The sequence below is a fragment of the Virgibacillus sp. Bac330 genome, from assembly GCF_003667845.1.
In the GTDB taxonomy this organism is placed as follows: domain Bacteria; phylum Bacillota; class Bacilli; order Bacillales; family Amphibacillaceae; genus Virgibacillus; species Virgibacillus chiguensis.
The window spans coordinates 2,921,522-2,939,902 of the sequence record NZ_CP033048.1 but is presented as its reverse complement, the minus strand read 5'-3'; the positions used below and the strand labels follow the sequence as shown (position 1 = coordinate 2,939,902).

General features: G+C 37.7%; 22 protein-coding genes. 18 read left to right on the top strand and 4 right to left on the bottom strand.

The genetic code is table 11. From position 1 onward, the window contains the following. Positions 1–59: 59 nt before the first annotated feature. Together D9780_RS13595 and D9780_RS13590 are read right to left on the bottom strand one after the other, a co-directional pair. Positions 60–656 (bottom strand): HAAS signaling domain-containing protein, encoded by a 597-nt coding sequence (locus D9780_RS13595; protein ID WP_121640451.1) that lies wholly within the window; start codon positions 654–656, stop codon positions 60–62. Further along, a complete protein-coding gene (locus D9780_RS13590; protein WP_240458694.1) occupies positions 634–993 on the bottom strand; it encodes a PadR family transcriptional regulator in 360 nt (119 codons plus the stop codon). The genes D9780_RS13595 and D9780_RS13590 overlap by 23 nt, the downstream gene beginning before the upstream one ends. 389 nt (positions 994–1,382) lie before the next feature. Between D9780_RS13590 and D9780_RS13585 the strand changes: the two genes are divergently transcribed. From D9780_RS13585 to D9780_RS13550, 8 genes are all read left to right on the top strand, one after another. Then, the gene (locus D9780_RS13585; protein ID WP_121640450.1) at positions 1,383–2,246 is read left to right on the top strand and encodes an aminoglycoside 6-adenylyltransferase; all 864 of its coding nucleotides are present in this window, start codon (positions 1,383–1,385) and stop codon (positions 2,244–2,246) included. Then, positions 2,239–2,490 (top strand): nucleoside/nucleotide kinase family protein, encoded by a 252-nt coding sequence (locus tag D9780_RS13580; RefSeq protein ID WP_116277655.1) that lies wholly within the window; start codon positions 2,239–2,241, stop codon positions 2,488–2,490. The genes D9780_RS13585 and D9780_RS13580 overlap by 8 nt, the downstream gene beginning before the upstream one ends. Before the next feature lie 47 nt (positions 2,491–2,537). Then, positions 2,538–2,765 (top strand): nucleoside/nucleotide kinase family protein, encoded by a 228-nt coding sequence (locus tag D9780_RS13575; protein WP_084723725.1) that lies wholly within the window; start codon positions 2,538–2,540, stop codon positions 2,763–2,765. A gap of 14 nt (positions 2,766–2,779) precedes the next feature. Continuing rightward, a complete protein-coding gene (locus D9780_RS13570) occupies positions 2,780–3,814 on the top strand; it encodes a S66 family peptidase (protein WP_121640449.1) in 1,035 nt (344 codons plus the stop codon). Between the two features lie 416 nt (positions 3,815–4,230). After that, a complete protein-coding gene (locus D9780_RS13565) occupies positions 4,231–4,449 on the top strand; it encodes a hypothetical protein (protein ID WP_073011101.1) in 219 nt (72 codons plus the stop codon). Continuing rightward, positions 4,449–4,706, top strand: a complete 258-nt coding sequence (locus tag D9780_RS13560; RefSeq protein WP_116277658.1) for a type II toxin-antitoxin system RelE family toxin — start codon at positions 4,449–4,451, stop codon at positions 4,704–4,706. The genes D9780_RS13565 and D9780_RS13560 overlap by 1 nt, the downstream gene beginning before the upstream one ends. Before the next feature lie 76 nt (positions 4,707–4,782). Continuing rightward, positions 4,783–6,006 (top strand): ISL3 family transposase, encoded by a 1,224-nt coding sequence (locus D9780_RS13555; RefSeq protein WP_121638963.1) that lies wholly within the window; start codon positions 4,783–4,785, stop codon positions 6,004–6,006. Positions 6,007–6,979: 973 nt separating this feature from the next. Then, entirely contained in the window at positions 6,980–7,210 is a 231-nt protein-coding gene (locus tag D9780_RS13550; protein ID WP_073011109.1) for an excisionase family DNA-binding protein, read from the top strand. 259 nt (positions 7,211–7,469) lie between these two features. Here D9780_RS13550 and D9780_RS13545 read toward each other — a convergent pair whose 3' ends face one another. Both D9780_RS13545 and D9780_RS13540 read right to left on the bottom strand, forming a co-directional pair. Next, a complete protein-coding gene (locus D9780_RS13545) occupies positions 7,470–8,897 on the bottom strand; it encodes an aldehyde dehydrogenase family protein (protein ID WP_121640448.1) in 1,428 nt (475 codons plus the stop codon). 182 nt (positions 8,898–9,079) lie between these two features. Beyond that, a complete protein-coding gene (locus tag D9780_RS13540) occupies positions 9,080–10,066 on the bottom strand; it encodes a DmpA family aminopeptidase (protein WP_121640447.1) in 987 nt (328 codons plus the stop codon). A gap of 289 nt (positions 10,067–10,355) precedes the next feature. On the opposite strand from D9780_RS13540, the gene D9780_RS13535 reads away from it, so the two are divergent. From D9780_RS13535 to D9780_RS13490, 10 genes are all read left to right on the top strand, one after another. Beyond that, complete coding sequence (locus D9780_RS13535; RefSeq protein ID WP_121640446.1) at positions 10,356–11,480, top strand: CdaR family transcriptional regulator; 1,125 nt, start codon at positions 10,356–10,358, stop codon at positions 11,478–11,480. Between the two features lie 243 nt (positions 11,481–11,723). Beyond that, positions 11,724–13,136: a glycolate oxidase subunit GlcD gene (glcD, locus tag D9780_RS13530; protein WP_121640445.1), complete on the top strand. Its 1,413-nt coding sequence runs from the start codon at positions 11,724–11,726 to the stop codon at positions 13,134–13,136. Beyond that, on the top strand, positions 13,137–14,507 hold the full coding sequence (locus D9780_RS13525) for a (Fe-S)-binding protein (RefSeq protein ID WP_121640444.1): 1,371 nt from the start codon (positions 13,137–13,139) through the stop codon (positions 14,505–14,507). A 609-nt stretch (positions 14,508–15,116) separates the two neighbouring features. Next, positions 15,117–15,371: a metal-sensitive transcriptional regulator gene (locus tag D9780_RS13520; RefSeq protein ID WP_073011127.1), complete on the top strand. Its 255-nt coding sequence runs from the start codon at positions 15,117–15,119 to the stop codon at positions 15,369–15,371. Positions 15,372–15,615: 244 nt separating this feature from the next. Then, positions 15,616–15,975 (top strand): rhodanese-like domain-containing protein, encoded by a 360-nt coding sequence (locus tag D9780_RS13515; protein WP_121640443.1) that lies wholly within the window; start codon positions 15,616–15,618, stop codon positions 15,973–15,975. 67 nt (positions 15,976–16,042) lie between these two features. Then, positions 16,043–16,396: a rhodanese-like domain-containing protein gene (locus D9780_RS13510; protein WP_116277666.1), complete on the top strand. Its 354-nt coding sequence runs from the start codon at positions 16,043–16,045 to the stop codon at positions 16,394–16,396. A gap of 173 nt (positions 16,397–16,569) precedes the next feature. Continuing rightward, positions 16,570–17,049, top strand: a complete 480-nt coding sequence (locus D9780_RS13505) for a DsrE/DsrF/DrsH-like family protein (RefSeq protein WP_121640442.1) — start codon at positions 16,570–16,572, stop codon at positions 17,047–17,049. 26 nt (positions 17,050–17,075) lie between these two features. After that, positions 17,076–17,375 carry a rhodanese-like domain-containing protein gene (locus D9780_RS13500; RefSeq protein WP_073011136.1) on the top strand — a complete coding sequence of 100 codons (300 nt, stop codon included), beginning with the start codon at positions 17,076–17,078 and terminating at the stop codon, positions 17,373–17,375. A gap of 11 nt (positions 17,376–17,386) precedes the next feature. Then, entirely contained in the window at positions 17,387–17,959 is a 573-nt protein-coding gene (locus D9780_RS13495) for a sulfurtransferase TusA family protein (RefSeq protein WP_121640441.1), read from the top strand. 18 nt (positions 17,960–17,977) lie between these two features. Then, positions 17,978–18,376, top strand: a complete 399-nt coding sequence (locus D9780_RS13490; protein WP_073011140.1) for a DsrE/DsrF/DrsH-like family protein — start codon at positions 17,978–17,980, stop codon at positions 18,374–18,376. The last annotated feature ends 5 nt before the right edge of the window (positions 18,377–18,381 follow it).

Genomic DNA, 18,381 nt, shown 5'->3' with positions numbered 1-18,381 from the left:
TTTTGCTATCTTCCAATGATTACAGTATGCTACCTTATAACCAGCTGTTCATGAAACAATTAACTCATCACCCGTTTATAAAACCATTGAAATAAGCTATAACATAGTCCAATAAATATCCAAAAACTAATTAAATAGGTGATTGTATAGACGTTAATCTCCCCTTGAAGCCAAAATAAGAAAAGGGAGGCAGGGAACAAAACGAAAGGGATGACATACTTGAAAGCACGTAATGTTTGCACTTCTAATTTTCGCCACTCTTTTTTACAGAATAGATGAATAATAGAAATAGCTACCCCAAGCATACCTGCAGTTAACCTGCCAAGATCATAAATATCTAGTAATTGTGCAAGTAAAGTCCCACTTGCCGCACTCCATAAGCCAATAATAAAAACAGATATAGTAAGTTGATCGAAATTGCTCGTGTTAGAAGACGTTACATAGGATTCAGCTAAAACATCAGGAGAATGGAAAGTTTGAAGTACAAGGCGCTCGGCATCTTCTTTGCTATTACCTTGCATTGTTTCTTCCATGATGGCATTGGAGAAATGATCCTCAATTTCAGCTACGATAGCTTTTCGTTCCTCTTTCGGTAATTCTATCAGCTCTTCTTCTAATTTTCTTAAATAAGTATCAGTGCTTTTGATCTTCATCATTCGTAACCTCCTTCTGTAATTTCCATAACAAATCCATCGATTCTTGAAACAAGTTTAATCGTTCCGATAAAACTTGCGCGCCTTTTTTAGATAGTTGATAGTACTTTCTGCGTAAGCCCGTATCTGGGTTATCCCAATACGTATCTACTAGTTGGTTAGCTTCTAATCTTTTTAAAAGTGGATAAATAGACCCATCCGAAAGCTCAAACATGGGATTGGATTTTAATGCTTTCGTAAGTTGGTATCCATACACAGCACTGTCTTTCATTAGAATCATAACAGCGAGTTCAGCGAGGCCTTTTCGAATTTGAATAAACCATCTATCATGATTGGTCAATATTTCTACCTCCTTCCTTACCTATAGGGAACTGCATTGAGTTTTGCGAATTTTGTATGGGGAAAAGAGTTTGTATTCTTTATTCTAAAAAATCGGTAAAATGGATGGTTCACTATGAGATATTATTACAACAAAAATAGGTGTTAATACTACATATATATCTTTGGCATCTATTATAACATGAATCATTCGAAATTTACAGACAATTAATGGGGTTTATAGGCGGAGTCCTTGATGTACAATTAATTATTTGAAGTTCCTAATTTGTTAGCTTCCAGAGTCGCACTACAAATTTTTAATAAAAGTACACATATGGTTCGTTGGATTATGATATAATTCCTTATAATTAAAAAAGTCGAAAAAATCAAGCTGGTGAAAGGAGTATTTCGATGCGAACGGAACAGGAAATGATGCAGCTTATTATGCAAACAGCGCAACAGGATGAACGAATACGAGCAGTAGTTTTAAATGGTTCGCGAGCCAATCCAAATGTGGAAAAGGATATGTTTCAAGATTTTGATATTGTTTATGTGGTGAACAATATGGCTTCCTTTACTTCAAATCATTCATGGGTGGATGTGTTTGGTGATCGGATCATGATGCAAATGCCTGAGGGAAAAGTTACACCACCGCCAGAGAATAAAGGTCATTTTGTTTATTTGATGCAATTTAAGGATGGAAATCGGCTCGACTTAACATTAATTCCGGAAGAAAAGCTTGCTTTGTTTCAACCATTTGATAGTTTAAGCGTGTTATTGATGGATAAAGATCAGTTAATTGGCGAATTACCTCCACCTAGTGAACGAGATTATTATATTCAACGACCAAGCGAGCAGGAATTTGCGGATGTGTGTAATGAATTTTGGTGGATTTGTTTGAATATTAGTAAAGGGTTATGGCGGAAAGAGATAACGTACACGATGTTTATGTACGAACAAATTAACCGCAATGCACTTATGCAAATGATCGATTGGTATATTGGCGTGAAAACGAATTTCTCAGTTAGTGCAGGAAAGCTTGGCAAGTACTATCCTAACTATTTAGATGAAGAGGACTGGGAGAAATACAGGAAGACATATAGCTGCGGTAAGGATCTTGAGCGGATTTGGGAAGCATTATTTACGATGTGTGACTTATTTACGAAGTTATCCAAACATGTGGCGCATACGCTTGATTTTGCGTTCCAGCAAGAAGATGTAACGAATGTCATGATGTATATGAGGCGCATAAGGGAGTTGACAAATCATGGATAAAACTTATGTTGTATCGATATCAGGTGTTTCTGGTAGCGGTAAAACGACTATAGCGAAACAATTGGAAGCGGAGTACGATAACGCAATAGCGTTATATTTCGATGATTATCATTTTGCTAATGCTCCTACTGATTTTGCTAGTTGGGTAAAACGTGGTGCAAATTATAATGAATGGAAACTGGATCCTTTCGTACATGATGTGAAACGCTATTATGAAACTGCTAACCTCACTATATTTTTCTAGATTATCCGTTTGCTCACTTAAATGAGAGTTTAAAGTATACACTTGATTTGGCAATTTTTATTGATATTCCATTGGATATTGCCATGGCAAGGAGAGTAATAAGGGACTATCATGAACTAGATGTAGTTTCCTATATGAAAGATTATTTGTCATACGGAAGAAAAGCCTTTGAAGCGATGGAGCGTGTAAAAGATTCCGCTGATGAAGTTGTCAATGGCGGCTCTTTACCAGTTGCAAATATAATGAAGGTTGTGAAGGAAAAGATACGTCTATAGAAGGGGATGATAGGATGTTGATGAAACCAAATAAGCTGCAAAAAGGGGATCGTGTGGCAACAGTGAGCCCAAGTTGGGGTGGGGCAGGTGAGGCTGAACTTCGCTATCGTTATGAAATTGGTGTAAGGCGGTTAGAAGAGGTGTTTGGGCTGGAAGTTGTGCCAATGCCTAACAGTTTAAAAGGTGCCGCATATGTCTATGAAAATCCACAAGCTCGAGCGGAGGATTTGATGCAAGCCTTTCAAGAACCAACCATTAAAGCGATTATTGCCAACATTGGCGGGGAAGATAGCATTCGACTCTTACCATACATTGATTTTACTGTCATTCGTAATCATCCGAAGATCTTCATGGGTTATTCTGATGCAACGATGGTGCATTTGTTCTGTTACAAAGCAGGTCTATCCTCTTTCTACGGTCCAGCCATATTAACCGATTTTGCTGAGAATGTGGAGATGCATGAATATACCATTGATTTTATCGAGCGAACGCTTTTTTCTCGGAAACCGATTGGCAAAGTGGAACCAGCAAAGGAATGGACGAGTGAGTTTTTAGATTGGTTCGTCCCTGCAAACAGCCAGATAAAAAGGAGTATGCAACCGAATAACGGATATGAGTTGCTACAAGGAAAAGGCATTGTTTCGGGGCACTTAATCGGTGGATGTATGGAAGTATTGGAATTTGCCAAAGGGACAGAGCTTTGGCCGAAAATGGATCATTGGAAGGATGGCATGTTATTTTTTGAAACATCAGAAGAAAAACCATCACCAGACCATGTGAAACGTTGGTTAAGAAATTATGCTGCCCAAGGCATTTTGCACGTAGTAAACGGTATGATTTTTGCAAAACCGCAGCAAGAGCAGTATTATGAAGAATATAAAACTATAATTGGGACAGTGTTACAAGAGTATGATTTAGAACATTTGCCAGTCCTGTTTAATTTGAACTTTGGCCATACAGAACCGAAATTTATTTTGCCTTACGGAGCAATGGCGGAAATGAATTGTGAGGCAAAGACATTTTCAATACTAGAAAGCGGTGTGCAATAACCTTGTCTTGTTTGTGTGTTATTTCATGCCGTATATTTTAGAAATGAGATTGAAATACTACAAAAGGAAGCTCAGCTGAAGTTCATGGGGAGCTTCGTGTTCGTTACGGTATATTTCATTTAATTTTGTCGAAGAATTATCGGCTATCACCATGATTCGCTTTGGGAGAGAAAACAGTTGCACGCTCAGTTTCCTGATTGTGAAACAGCCCCTTTGTTGTATTATCAGCACAGATTCAGAACGCAAATCCTTAAGCATTACACCAAATTAAAGGGGCAATTTGACCCCAAAAAGGAACAAAGCAGGAACACAATTTTTTCTGTGACTTCAAGTAAAACCTCTAGCATAGATTTCCAAAACTATTTTGGAATAATAAAATAATGTGTGGTAAAATATAACCAAATGAGGTGATAACAATGAGTCGCATATTTGACCGTAATCGCGAAATGTTACACAAATTAATTGATGACCTACCCGCAGATAAATTACCAAAAGCTGCAGATTTATTTGAAAAAATAATCGGCGAAGAAACTTTGAGCGATGAGGACAAAAAAGATTTGGATATCGCACGAAAAGAAATTGCAAATGGAGAGTTTTATTCATTCGATGAAGTGTTTGGGGAATTGGAAAAGTAATGTACGATATTATTTTTTCCAAACAAGCTAAGAAATTTGTTGAAAAACAAGATAAAGTCACCAAGAAAAGAATTAGAAATGCTATGTTGGAATTGTCTGAGAACCCCTATAGAGCAAAGGACGTTAAGAAATTAAAAGGTGACAATGCTTATAGAAAAAGAGTAGGAGACTTTAGAATTATTTTTGATATTATTGACCTGAAGCTTGTGATAAATGTATTGAAAGTTGATAATAGAGGGCAAGTGTATAGAAAATAAGCCCCTTCGCTGATTAAAATGAAATAAGGTTGGACATACTGAAAACTATCAAAATAAAATGTTAGGTGGTTTTCATATGTTAATAGAAATTAAGGATATTGAAAATGTGTTCCATATTCCAGAACCTTGGTATATCCATGTCTGTATATTTGATGAAATAAAGCAACAGCTAGATGTCTATTTAAAAGTAGATAGAGATGCTTTATTTTCATGTTCGGAGTGCGGGGCTAAAAATCAACGTTTTTTTGATATTGCTGATTACAACCGGACATGGCGTCATTTAAACTTTTTAGAATACCCATGCTATATTCATGCAGAACACCCACGTACAGATTGTGAAAACTGCGGAAAAAAGCGTCGTGTTTCTATCCCTTGGGCTATAAAACCACGAGCTTCTTTTACAAAGCTATTTGATGCGTGGATTATGATGCTTGTTAAAGACATGCCAATGAATGCAGTAAGTCGCTTAGTGGGGGAGCACGATACACGTTTATGGCGAATATTACATCATTATGTAGATCAAGCTATGGCTCATCAAGACCTTTCTCATGTTACTAAGATTAATACGGATGAAACGTCATCAAAGCGCGGGCACCAATATATTACTATATTTGTGGACTCAGATAAAAAGAATGTCATTCATGTTGCCAAAGGAAAAGATGCTGCTACATGGAAAACGTGTAAAGAACGCCTAGAAGAACAAGGTGGTCATGCGAAAAATATAACAGAAGTCTGCATGGATATGTCACCTGCTTTTATTAAAGGCGCCTCTGACTATTTTCCGGAAGCCTCTATCACTTTTGATAAATTTCATGTGATTCAAGAGGCTAACAAAGCTGTAGACGAAGTTCGTCGCAACGAGCGTAAGACATGTGCTGAGCTCAAAAATACCCGTTATGCTTGGTTGAAAAATGAAGAAAATTTAACGAAGAAACAAAAAGCCATGCTGGATAAACTGAAAGATACAGAATTAGATACTGCCAAAGCTTATCGTATGCGACTTTGTTTGCAAGAAATTTATCAATACCCTGCTCCCATCGCTCCTATGGTATTGGAAGACTGGATACAATGGGGATTACGATCTCGACTAGAACCAATGATAAAGCTGGCAAAGACGTTAAAAAAGCATTTTGATGGTGTAGTTCAATGGTTTCAATCGCAATTAAATAATGGTATTTTAGAGGGTATTAACAGCTTGTTCCAGACGGCTAAACGAAAGGCAAGAGGGTACCGGTCTGATAAAAATATTGTAGCTATGGTGTATCTTCTTGCTGGGAAACTAGACTTTTCCATCAAATAAAAAGAACAGGTATCAGTATGGAGTCATGTGTCGCTCGCAACCAAACCCGTTCCCTTGTCCAATACTTAGGATACCACCTAGAAAGAAAATTATACATCGAATAAGATGTTGCTTAATTGGACTTGTATCAGGTGGTGATTGTGGAGCGAAGCAATTAAATCCGTTCCCTTGTCCGGTTTTGATTTGGTTTTTTCATAGATTTTATAGAAGCTATTAAACTGTGTTTTATGCTATTTCATCGTATTTAGCGAAGAGCCGAAAATAACATCTTCAAAACCATAACCACCTATACCGCACTGGTATGGTTTTTTTGTGATCTAGGAAATTAACCTATTTAATTGCCTGTACCTTATTTGTTTGACCTTTTTTTTGGATTGTCTACAAGAAAATAGAAATACTGATATGTTCTAATTGTGTATAGGGACCCACTCAATGGAAGATTAATAGATTCAAATACATCTAATGGTGTTTGATCCCAAGTATGCGTATTGACGCCAAATCCTCCTTTTTTCAAGGTAATTCTAAACTTTTTAGAGGAGTTATTTGTTGTAAATAAATGTATACCCGCCGTACCTACGTCCAAATTTGTAAAATCCATTTGATTGGTAAGATGCTAAGTTATTAAGATATTTAACTTTTGTTGGAGCAGTTGCAGCTAGAGGTGGTATTAAATCATTATCATTGTTGTTGGGTTCAACTAAATTACCCTTATTGTCATATATAGTTGTTGCAACTAGTTGATCTTTTATTTCATGCCGTATATTTTAGAAGTTAGATTGAAATACTACAAAAGGAAGCTCAGCTGAAGTTCATGGGAGCTTCGTGTTCGTTACGGTATATTTTATTTAATTTTGTCGAAGAATTATCGGCTATCGTCGGGGAGAAAACAGTTGCAGACAAGTATGACTTTCTATTAGATATATGATCGCTTTCTCCATAACAACAGGATACTTTTAGGGAGGAATGAGGATGTATGTACATGACGATTCCTGAGACAGCAGAATATTTGTCTATGAATGAAAAGCAATTACATGCACTTGTGTTACAAGGAAGAGTTAGAGCTGTGCATGATGGGGAACAATTTCTCATTAACAGTGAACAATTTCAAACCCATTTTGAGCAGGTAGAAAAATATCGGGCGATGATTCAAGACTACCTCAATGAACCGATTCCTGAAGATTTGGACGTGAAAGATGAAGATTAAATAAAGACTCGTGTTAAATAATCTTGGTCTATTCGATGCAAAGCACAATTTGATATGCTAATCTTTGATGGAGAAAGCCTGTTTGGTTTATCTGTTGTTATAACACCTAATGAAGCCGCATAATAGTAAGTTATTATGCGGCTTCGTCATTTAATAAATCTTAACTGAACAATGGGAAACGCTTTGAAGAAACGTTCTGGGAATTGTGCCATAGAACAATAAAGGCAGCTACTTTGAAGCTATGCTAAGTGTCGATTGTTCATGAAGATAACCCCATAATCGCTTTTACTTCGAGGTACTCCTCTATACCGTAATCGCCCCATTCTCTGCCAATACCCGATTGTTTATAGCCACCAAACGGAGCAAAGAAATCGGTCTTTCCGTCATTCACCGTAATTTGTCCGGCTTTTATATTGTTGGCTACGTGAGCAAGTGTCTCTTTATCTTTGCCGACAACGTAACCTGCCAGACCATAAATCGTATCATTAGCGATCTCTAGCGCTTCATCTAAATCATTATAGGTGATGACAGAGAGTACAGGACCAAAAATTTCTTCTTGAGCAATGACCATATCATTGGTTACATCTGTAAACACGGTTGGTTTTACATAATAGCCTGTCTCTAGGCCTTCTGGTTTTCCAGTGCCACCGAGGAGTAAAGTTGCTCCTTCATGAATCCCCTTTTCAATATAGGATTGTACCGTATCCCATTGATCTTTAGATATAAGCGGCCCTGTTTTTGTTTCTGTTTGTTTTGGGTCTCCATATTCAAAAGAGGAAACAGCTTGTTTGACTGCTTTTTCAAATGCCTCTTTTTTCGAAGCTGGAATAATTGCTCTTGTTGCTGCAGAGCAAACTTGACCTGTGTTCATCATAATATTCCAAGCCGCAGTTTTCGCAGCTTTTTCCATGTCTGCATCTTCTAATACGACAAGTGGTGATTTCCCTCCAAGTTCAAGAGCTACTTTTTTAATTGTTTCTGCTCCATTTTTCATGATTTTTTCGCCTACTTTTCCTGAACCTGTGAAGGAGACAAAATCAATATCTGGATGTTTGCTAATGCCATTACCAATCGTTGAACCAGAACCGTTTACTAAATTAAACACACCTTTTGGAACACCAGCCGTTGCCAAGATATCAGCTAGCATCATAGCTGCAAAAGGTGTCATCGAAGCTGGTTTTAATACCATTGGACTACCGGCTGCAATAGCTCCCGCTATTTTTGTCGAGGTCTGATTAGTCGGGAAGTTCCAAGGTGTAATTAAACCACTTACACCAATTGATTCTTTGCGAATTTTATGATTTCCTCGATTTTCCTCAAAAGAAAAATCTTTTAATGCTTCGGCTGCATGCTTGAAATGGTTATATCCCATGGTGTAGTGAACATTTTGGGAAATAGATACTGGAGATCCTAATTCTTCTGTAATTACGTCAATCAGTTCGTCTTTTTTATTTTCATACTCATTGGCGATGGCTTCTAACAATTGGATTCGTTCTTCTTTTGACGTTTTTGAAAAAGATGGGAAAGCTGCTTTCGCTGCAGCCACTGCCTTATTGAGGTCTTCTTCGGTTCCAGAACTAATCTCACCAATCACTTCTTCGGTCGCAGGATTGCATACTTGTATCGTTTCGGAACCAGTTGAGCCGATCCATTCACCGTTAATAAAATGGTTTAGATTTGTTCGCATAGTGATCCTCACTCCTTCATAAATGTGGTTGTAGATGTGGTGTTCCCTGTGGAATAGCTCGTTAAACTTTGCTAGATAAAACATCGCTCATTATGCCAATGAGGCTCGTGTATTTTTAAGGTGGTGTGATCCTACCTGTTAGCATAATGAGATGAGTATTCTCTTGTGAATGCATTCTGTTTCTATAACGGAGCCTTTGTTACAATTCGTCCCTTTCTTCCTTCTGTCGTCTCTGCCATTTGTAAAGAGCGGATCACCGATTCTTCAATAATTTCAACGACCGCTTGGAACAGCTGGTTCATTAACGGATGATCATCCCGTAAATAGTCAACGGTTTGTGTGTAGGAATCGGTAGCGTGTGAGACTTTATTCGCAGTTGAAAAAGCAATGGCAATGTCACCACTGCCGTTCGCTAATTGACTACCAGTGCGCCCAAGACCCGCAGCACAACGTTTAGCAAGTCTTTGTAATTGTCTCTCGAGTAGTGGTGCATCTGTTGCTAAGATCATCATGATGGAACCATCAGGGGTATCTTGTTGGACTGGCTCCCAACGAGCAAAGAGCGCATCACCTCTTTTGCCGAAGTTACTTAATACGATCCCGCCAATTTGATAGTTTATGGATTTATGTGAAACGATACGTGAAGCTGTTCCGATTCCCCCTTTATAACCAAAGCATATCATTCCTTTTCCCGCACCAACTGCGCCTTCAGCTACAGGCGAGGCGCTAGCTGATTTAATCGCTTTGACAGCATGTTCTGGTTTGATTGCAGGGTAGCGCGCTGTATTTAAATAACTGTCATTACATTCTCCGACAACAATATTAATAGAACTTGTCGTGTCGCCAATTTCTTCTGTTGTATCGAGCATATAGTCGAGCGTTCCTTGCCAAACAGAACCAACGCTAAATGTATTTGTCAGCATAATTGGTGATTCCAGAAGTCCGAGTTCATTTATTTGAACTAATCCTGTTGTTTTGCCAAATCCATTTAACACAGCACTCCCGGCATGGACTTTATGACGAAATAGGTTGCCTTTATGCGGCAATATGGCCGTTACTCCAGTGCAAATAGTTTGTTCCTCATCTAATTTTTCATATAACGTGACATGTCCAACTTGGACTCCTGCAATATCCGTAATACAATTATGGTTCCCTTTTTTTAAATTCATCTGAGTAAACTCCTATCCATAAAAAACTTTATACATGCTAAAAATCAATAGAATTAATAGAATTATTTGAATAGGACAAGTCTAAAGGATGAACAGAATAGTTGCAAATAAAAGGGACGGAGCAATAAACAGATGAGAAGAAAAACAAAAACGGCATTTCCCTTCCTTTTTTCTAACTCGCTCTGTTTTTTAATAGCAATATCGAAATACGCATGTAGCTGATCGAAAGACAGCTTTATTGTTTGCGTGATAAAATAATGTAGAAATACAAACGAGTAGGTGAAAAGCATTGGAAAATATTCTGCTGCAAACAGATCGGCTCTATAACTCGATTGTTCAGGAAATGAATCGGCTTATTAAAGAAGAAGTAATTGTAACAGATCAGCAAGGTTATATTGTGGCGAGTACAGATGCTAAACGAATTGGCAATTACCATGAGGGTGCTTGTATAGCAATGCAACATAAAGAAAAAATGATCATGTCAAAAGAATTAACCAAAAAACTACATGGCGTAAGAGAAGGCGTCGTGTTTCCAATTGTGATTAATAAAATTCCTTTGGGTGTCCTTGGGATTACTGGTAACCCGTCTATCGTAGAGCCATATGCTAGATTGGTACAAAAAGTGACAGAACTATTTATACAGGATTCGCTAACTAGAATAAATCAGGAAAGCAAAGCACGTGACGTCGAATTTTTTATCTTTGACTGGCTTAATCAGACGAGCAGCTATACGAGTTTAGTCGAAAGAAGTAAATTTTTTCATATCAACATGGAAGCTTATAAGCAAGTAGTTGTATTTAAAAGAAAAGAATTACTAACTGGATTTTCGTACCATCGATTTGAAAAATTGAAATCTGCTTGGGATGATTTCGTCGGTGCTTTGTTTGTAAGGTGGGGGCAGGACCGAATTGTCATGTTAGTTGAAGCAGTAGAGGCATCGTTATTAGATCATTGCCTACGCAAATGGATCGCTGCTGTATACCAAGAATTAGATGAACACTTGTATGCTGGGGTTGGAAATATTGTTGAGCCAGAGCACTTATCGGCATCGTTTTCGCAAGCAGTAAAGGCAAGCGAACATGCTGATGGGACAAATCCTGTTGTGTTTGAAGCGGATTTACGTTTTGAAATGCTCGAACATGAAATTAGTGCGCAAACAAAAGAAACGTTTATTTGTCGAACTTTAAAAGAGTTAGTAAAAGAAGAAGAGCTAATGAAGACGCTAGCGAGCTGGTTTTCTCATGATATGCAAATGCAAGTTACGGCGAATACTTTACATATTCATAAAAATACATTGCATTACCGGCTAAATCGAATTGCAGAAATTACTAATTTAAATCTTAAAAAGTTGGATGATGTTATGTTATTGTATATGGCCTTTCGCTTATCATCATGTAAGTATAATAAGGGATAAAATGTAAAGTTGCTGAAGTTCAAAATGACAACAGTTATAGCCAGCGCAGGGTCTAGAATTTGATATACGAACCACGAAATGTTACAGCTTGTAAACAGATTTCATATAAAGCGTTTTTATAATTAAAAATTGTACATTGAACCAAAAGAATGCGTTTTCTCTACTGGATTTTTGTTCATATATACATTTATTTTTCTTTTAATTTTTCTTAAAATAGAATTATTACTATGTAGGAGAATGTGTATGTTAAATAGGGATGTAAGAGAAAAGCTAATCGCAATCGTCGGGGAAAATAATGTAGAAGATAACAATGCAAGTTTACTCGCTTATTCGTATGATTCTACGCCAAGGTATCAGACATTACCTGATGCAATGGTAGCACCGAGAAATAAACATGAGGTTTCAGCCGTGGTAAAAGTTTGTAATGAACATCAAATACCAATTGTACCTCGTGGGTCTGGGACAAATCTATGTGCTGGCACAACGCCTTCAGAAGGAGGAATAGTGCTTATTTTTAAGCACATGCGAGAAATTTTAGAAATTGATGAAGAAAACTTAACTATGACCGTACAGGCTGGGGTATATACAAAAGATATTTTAGATAGAGCGCAAGCAGTAGGTCTTTTCTATCCGCCAGATCCAGGTTCAATGCACATATCGCAAATCGGGGGGAATATTAGTGAGAACTCTGGTGGACTGCGTGGACTTAAATATGGTGTGACGAGAGATTACGTGCTTGGACTTGAGATCGTTTTGCCAAACGGTGAGATCATTCAAACTGGTGGAAAGCTTGCCAAAGATGTAGCGGGGTACGATTTGACAAGATTGTATGTCGGAGCAGAGGGGACGCTTGGGGTTATTACCGAAGCGATCTTAAAGCTTGTTCCACAACCAGAAACAAAACAAACGATGCTTGCCCTTTATCATGATTTAGGAGCTGCCGCGGAAAGTGTGTCAGCGATTATTGCCAACCGCATTATTCCTGCCACCTTGGAATTTTTAGACCAAGCGACCGTACAAGTTGTTGAAGACTATGCCAAAATTGGATTGCCGACAGAAGCGAAAGCAGTATTATTAATTGAACAAGATGGGCCACCTGAAGTAGTCGCTCGTGATATGGAAAAGATTGCGTCGTTATGTAAAGATAATCAAGCATTTGATGTACAGGTGGCGCAAACAGATGAAGAGGCAGAGCAATTGACGGCAGCGCGGAGAACAGCGTTATCCGCTCTATCTCGGTTAAAGCCGACAACGATTTTGGAAGATGCTACGGTGCCACGCTCGAAAATTGCAGCAATGGTAAAAGCAATTGGGGAAATTGCTGCAAAGTACGAGCTAACTATTTGTACATTCGGTCATGCTGGTGACGGAAACCTCCATCCGACATGTCTTACAGATGCTCGTAATGAGCAAGAAATGGAATTAGTAGAAAAAGCATTTGCAGAAATTTTTGAGAAGGCGGTTGAGCTTGGAGGAACGATTACAGGTGAACACGGTGTCGGAATGATGAAGCTTCCATATTTGCATTTGAAAGCGGGAGAGCATGGAGTTGAGGCGATGCGCCGTATAAAGCAAGCGTTAGATCCTCATGGAATTATGAATCCAGGAAAAATGTTTGAACCGCTCACAAAGCAAAGTAAGGAGATGGAGAAATAAATGGATACACAAGAAAAAGCACGCATTCAGACCGCTTTTCAAGAAAAAATGGATTATGATGAACTAATGAATTGTACGCGTTGCGGGTTTTGTTTACCAAGTTGTCCAACATATGTTGAAACAGGAAGAAATGAAGTCCATTCACCACGTGGGCGAATCGCTTTAATGAAAGGTTTGGTCGACGGGGTGATTGAACCTAGTGAAGAAGTGAAAGAATCTATTGACCTTTGTCTTGGCTGTAGAGCTTGTGAACCCGTGTGTCCTTCTGGTGTGAACTTTGGCAGATTATTAGAGCAAGCAAGGGATGCGATTTATCAAAGCAAAAAGCCAACATTACCAGAAAAAGTAATGAAGGGGATCTTTTTAAAAAATATTTTCCCTCAACAAAATCGCATGATTGGGCTGACTGGTTTACTGAGCTTTTACCAACGTTCTGGTGCTCAAAAACTTGCACAAGCAACTGGCGTCATGAAACTTTTTCCTGAGACGATGCGTACCATGGAAAAAGTACTTCCAGATGTTCCAAAGCGTTCTGCAATGAAACGACGCCCACATCACTTACAGCCACTCCACAGAAATCGTACCAAGAAGGTAGCGTTTTTTTCTGGCTGTTTAATGGATACCATTTTTATGGAAACAAATGATGCTACCATGAAGCTATTGCAGTATGCTGGGTGCGAAATTGTTGTACCTAAAACACAAGCTTGCTGTGGAGCATTACACGGACATAGTGGAGAAATGGATCATGCTCGAGAAATGGCAAAACGCAACATTGCTGCTTTTGAAGAAGCTGAAGTGGATTATATAATTACAAATGCGGGTGGATGCGGTGCCTTTTTAGTGGAATACGCTCATTTATTAAAAGATGATCCGCAATGGCATGAACGTGCAGAGCGCTTTTGTGCGAAAATCAAAGATATCACTCGGGTGTTAGTAGAACTTGAATTTCATAAACAGCCGCTGTCTTTACCGGAGCAAGTCGTTACGTATCAAGATTCTTGCCATTTGAAGAACGGTCAAAAAACATTTATGGAACCAAGGCAATTGCTAGAGGCTATTTCTGGTGTTCAGTATGTAGAGATGAAAGATGCGAGTCGTTGCTGTGGTTCAGCAGGCATTTATAATATTGTTCAATCGGAAATGTCGATGCAAATTCTTGATTATAAAATGGAACAAGCAAGGAATACGAATGCAAAAACGATTGTGACAACGAATCCAGGTTGTCTACTGCAAATGAAGCTAGGTATTGAAAGAGAAGGTTTGTCTAAGGAAATGAATGCTGTGCATATTGTCGATTTTTTACTAGAAGCATATGAAAGAGCAAATAATAAAGAAGTGACAAATCAGCAAGTTGCAGCTTTACAAGTATGAAAGATTTGGAAGACCGCGGTTTTGTAGCGGTCTTTCCTTATACTACTAGGAAGATATAAAAGTTTACAGGTTTATAGTATAAGAAAACTACAGCTTCCCTAAAAGACTTGACGATATACCTTTTTTTCTAATACCATGAAAAGAATTAAATGTTTAGGATTTATAGATAAACAAAAAGACCGCATTTTTGCTATAAAAATTTGATGATAAGCCAAGTTATTCTACTAAGATACAAAAACCGTTGACAAAATACCCAATGGGGTATAAAATGAGTTTGTGGCATGAAAATGATGCACCAATGAGGATGGTCTCGTGGCCAATTTATTTTACATTATACAAAGAATGAAATCGTAGAAGCAAAAATACGGCTTTCATTATAAATATTTGCAGAAAAGTCAAGTTTTCTATCATTATAGGAAAGTATCAAACCATCGCTCTGCAACGAGGCGACTTCACGATATCGCCCTAAGCTAAGTCATTATCGGTTCGTCGCTAAGAGGGAGACTAAAAATGGGTTGCCGCCCACGTTGGTATAATTCTGTTTTAGTAAACAGCAGTTTGAACATGAAGTGGATTTAGATATAACCATGAAGAGAGGAGGAAACGATCATGAAATACGATGCAAAAGTAAAAAATCGTATGAAACGTATAGAAGGACAAGTAAAAGGTATTATTAAAATGATGGAAGAAGAAAAAGATTGTAAAGATGTCGTCATGCAGTTATCAGCTGTAAAGAGTGCCCTAGATAGAACTTCAGCACTTGTAGTTAGCAAAAATCTGGAAGCTTGTATTCGCCAAGCAGATGATGAAGAGGCAGAACCTTTCATTAACGAAGCAGTGAATTTGCTTGTAAAGAGTAGATAAAGCATCTTTTTTGGACAATAGGTTTAATGTTTGTATAAATAAAACTACGCTTATGGTAAAAGGATAGTTTTTCTAAATCAAAGAAAACGAGTTGCTCTAGTCATTCTTGTTTGAGCCATGTGTATCGTAATATATTAATACTCATTCTTGATACTATGATGGATAACATGAAGAGCTATTAGAAAACAAAACCTATATATATTTCTCGAAAATAATACCTATACCCCTATAAGGAGAGAGTGATATGGAAATAGTGCAATGGGGGATCATTGCGATAGCAGTTGTGTTTATAGTTAGCAGGTTTATGCCGGTAAAAGGCGTGACACAAATGACTGTACAAGAAGTAAAAAACAAGTTAAAAGATAGAAAAGTACAATTTATTGATGTCCGTACCCCACAAGAATATAAGACAAATCATCAAAAACCATTTAAAAACATACCGTTACATGAGCTACCGAATCGTTGTAACGAATTAGATAAGCAAAAAGAAGTCGTCGTTATTTGTCAAAGTGGTATGCGTAGTATGCGTGCAGCAAAAGTATTAAAAAAACAAGGATTTGGAAAAATAACTAACGTAAAAGGTGGCATGGGTGCCTGGTTGTAGGGGGAGAGTACTGTTAGAGATATAGGCGAATATGAACGCCTAAATATACTATACAAGGAGTCGTAGTATGGCATTGTTGTATATGAGTATAGTTGTTCTAATTCTATATTTTTCCTACCAAAGATATATCCCTGTGCGGGGAGTTAGTAGTTTAGATGAAGAAGAATTATTTGTTAAAGATGATCAAACCGTTTTAGTTGATTTAAGAGATTATAATAAATCTTATAAAGATGCGCTGGATCGAGCTTTATGTTTACCGTTAGCTTATTTAAATCGGCATTATCAAGATATTCCAAGCAATTCTGTTATTTTAGTTGCTTCAAATAACGTAGAAAAAAATATTGCTGCTAGATTTTTGTGCAACAAGGGGTATGCTGTCAAAGGCTATTATGTAAGAAACGAAAAAAGTTGCTCTGCTTAGTGAGTAGCTTCAAAAGCGAAGGTGAAGCGCCGTATCATTTTACCAGATGAATTTATAGTTGACAAATCATTAGATAATAAATATTATTAATCATAGTGATTAAACAAGTCACCATTTTTTTATAGTAATTAATACCCCTACACCTATATGTATAAAAAGAAAGGAGTTTATGGATGGCTGAAAAAAAGAGGACGACAATTATTCTATTTAGTGGTGAATACGATAAAGCGATGGCCGCTTATATTATTGCTAATGGTGCTGCTGCCTATGATCACGAAGTAACGATTTTCCACACATTTTGGGGGTTAAACGCACTACGAAAAGATAATCAAGCTCCGCTAAAAAAAGGCTTTATGGAGAAAATGTTTGGAAAAATGATGCCGCGTGGCGCAGATAAAATGGGACTATCTAAGATGAATTATTTAGGAATAGGGCCAAAAATGATAAAACAAGTCATGAAAAAGCATAATGCTATGCCACTTCCTGATTTAATCTCTATGGCGCAGGAGCAAGACATAAAACTACTTGCTTGTACGATGACAATGGATTTATTAGGTTTGCAAAAAGAGGAGTTGCTCGACAATATTGAGTACGGTGGCGTAGGAGCATATGTCGGAGATTCCGAAGATGCAAATATAACCTTATTTATATAAAACAAACAGCTTTTGGAGGGTGAAAAATGAAGGAAATTACAACACAAGATTTGATAAAAAGGTATCAACAAGATCAACAAATCAAGATTATTGATGTTCGGGAAGATGATGAAGTAGCGCTAGGAAAAGTACCTGGAGCACGTCATATCCCATTAGGAGACGTTGCAAATCGTGTTCAGGAACTAAACAAGGATGAACATTATTATGTTATTTGTCGTTCTGGCGGTAGAAGTGCCACTGCATGTCAAATTTTAGAGGAAAACAATATAGATTGTACAAATATAGCTGGTGGCATGCTTGCTTGGGATGAAGAAGTAGAAATATAGGAGGAATGAAGATGAGTATTACTGCAAATGAAGTATTAGATGCCAAAGGGCTGTCATGCCCCATGCCAATTGTTAAAACGAAGCAAGCGATTAGCAATTTAAAGGCTGGAGAAGTTATTGAAGTGCAGGCTACAGATAAAGGTTCCACAGCGGATATAAAAGCTTGGTCTGAAAGCACAGGGCACCAATACATTGGTACGGTAGAAGAAGGGGACGTATTGAAACATTATATCCGCGTAGCTAGTGAAGCGGAAAAGAAAGAAGAAGCCAAACATGATAACGTTGTTGATTTAAATGATATACAAAAGAAAGTAGAAGCAAAGGATGCTATTTCTATCCTTGATGTGCGTGAACCGGCAGAGTTTGCCTTTGGTCACATTCCAGGCGCAATAAATATTCCTTTAGATCAACTGGATGTAAGACTAGAAGAATTAGACAAAGAAAGAGAATTATACGTTATATGCCGCACAGGAAGCCGCAGTGATTTAGCTGCCCAAAAGCTTACTTCCCAAGGATTTAATAATGTGATCAATGTTGTTCCAGGTATGACCAAGTGGGAAGGACCACTTGAAAAAAATAACTAAATATGGAGGAATAAAAACATGGCAAATACAAAAGTGGCAATTATTGCAGCAAATGGGGGATTGTTTGATGCATATAAAGTATTTAATCTAGCAACAGCAGCTGCAGCATCGGATGCAGAAGTAGGCATTTTCTTTACATTTGAAGGATTAAATTTAATTCACAAAGAAGCTCATAAAAACCTTCCATTACCAGAAGGAAAAGAGCATTTTGAGGAAGGCTTTAAACAAGCAAATGTGCCATCCATTGCAGAATTATTAAGTATTGCGCAAGAAATGGGTGTAAAACTGTTAGCATGTCAAATGACCATGGATGTAATGAAGCTAGAAAAGGAACAACTTGTTGGAGGCATTGAAGTTGCTGGTGCCGCATCTTTTATTGAATATGCAAAAGATGCCAATATGACGCTAACATTCTAAACGAT

Coding starts and splice junctions, on each gene's coding strand:
- D9780_RS13595 (WP_121640451.1), bottom strand. CDS start 656: ATGATGAAGATCAAAAGCACTGATACTTATTTAAGAAAATTAGAAGAA.
- D9780_RS13585 (WP_121640450.1), top strand. CDS start 1,383: ATGCGAACGGAACAGGAAATGATGCAGCTTATTATGCAAACAGCGCAA.
- D9780_RS13580 (WP_116277655.1), top strand. CDS start 2,239: ATGGATAAAACTTATGTTGTATCGATATCAGGTGTTTCTGGTAGCGGT.
- D9780_RS13570 (WP_121640449.1), top strand. CDS start 2,780: ATGTTGATGAAACCAAATAAGCTGCAAAAAGGGGATCGTGTGGCAACA.
- D9780_RS13565 (WP_073011101.1), top strand. CDS start 4,231: ATGAGTCGCATATTTGACCGTAATCGCGAAATGTTACACAAATTAATT.
- D9780_RS13560 (WP_116277658.1), top strand. CDS start 4,449: ATGTACGATATTATTTTTTCCAAACAAGCTAAGAAATTTGTTGAAAAA.
- D9780_RS13555 (WP_121638963.1), top strand. CDS start 4,783: ATGTTAATAGAAATTAAGGATATTGAAAATGTGTTCCATATTCCAGAA.
- D9780_RS13550 (WP_073011109.1), top strand. CDS start 6,980: ATGTACATGACGATTCCTGAGACAGCAGAATATTTGTCTATGAATGAA.
- D9780_RS13545 (WP_121640448.1), bottom strand. CDS start 8,897: ATGCGAACAAATCTAAACCATTTTATTAACGGTGAATGGATCGGCTCA.
- D9780_RS13540 (WP_121640447.1), bottom strand. CDS start 10,066: ATGAATTTAAAAAAAGGGAACCATAATTGTATTACGGATATTGCAGGA.
- glcD (WP_121640445.1), top strand. CDS start 11,724: ATGTTAAATAGGGATGTAAGAGAAAAGCTAATCGCAATCGTCGGGGAA.
- D9780_RS13525 (WP_121640444.1), top strand. CDS start 13,137: ATGGATACACAAGAAAAAGCACGCATTCAGACCGCTTTTCAAGAAAAA.
- D9780_RS13520 (WP_073011127.1), top strand. CDS start 15,117: ATGAAATACGATGCAAAAGTAAAAAATCGTATGAAACGTATAGAAGGA.
- D9780_RS13515 (WP_121640443.1), top strand. CDS start 15,616: ATGGAAATAGTGCAATGGGGGATCATTGCGATAGCAGTTGTGTTTATA.
- D9780_RS13510 (WP_116277666.1), top strand. CDS start 16,043: ATGGCATTGTTGTATATGAGTATAGTTGTTCTAATTCTATATTTTTCC.
- D9780_RS13505 (WP_121640442.1), top strand. CDS start 16,570: ATGGCTGAAAAAAAGAGGACGACAATTATTCTATTTAGTGGTGAATAC.
- D9780_RS13500 (WP_073011136.1), top strand. CDS start 17,076: ATGAAGGAAATTACAACACAAGATTTGATAAAAAGGTATCAACAAGAT.
- D9780_RS13495 (WP_121640441.1), top strand. CDS start 17,387: ATGAGTATTACTGCAAATGAAGTATTAGATGCCAAAGGGCTGTCATGC.
- D9780_RS13490 (WP_073011140.1), top strand. CDS start 17,978: ATGGCAAATACAAAAGTGGCAATTATTGCAGCAAATGGGGGATTGTTT.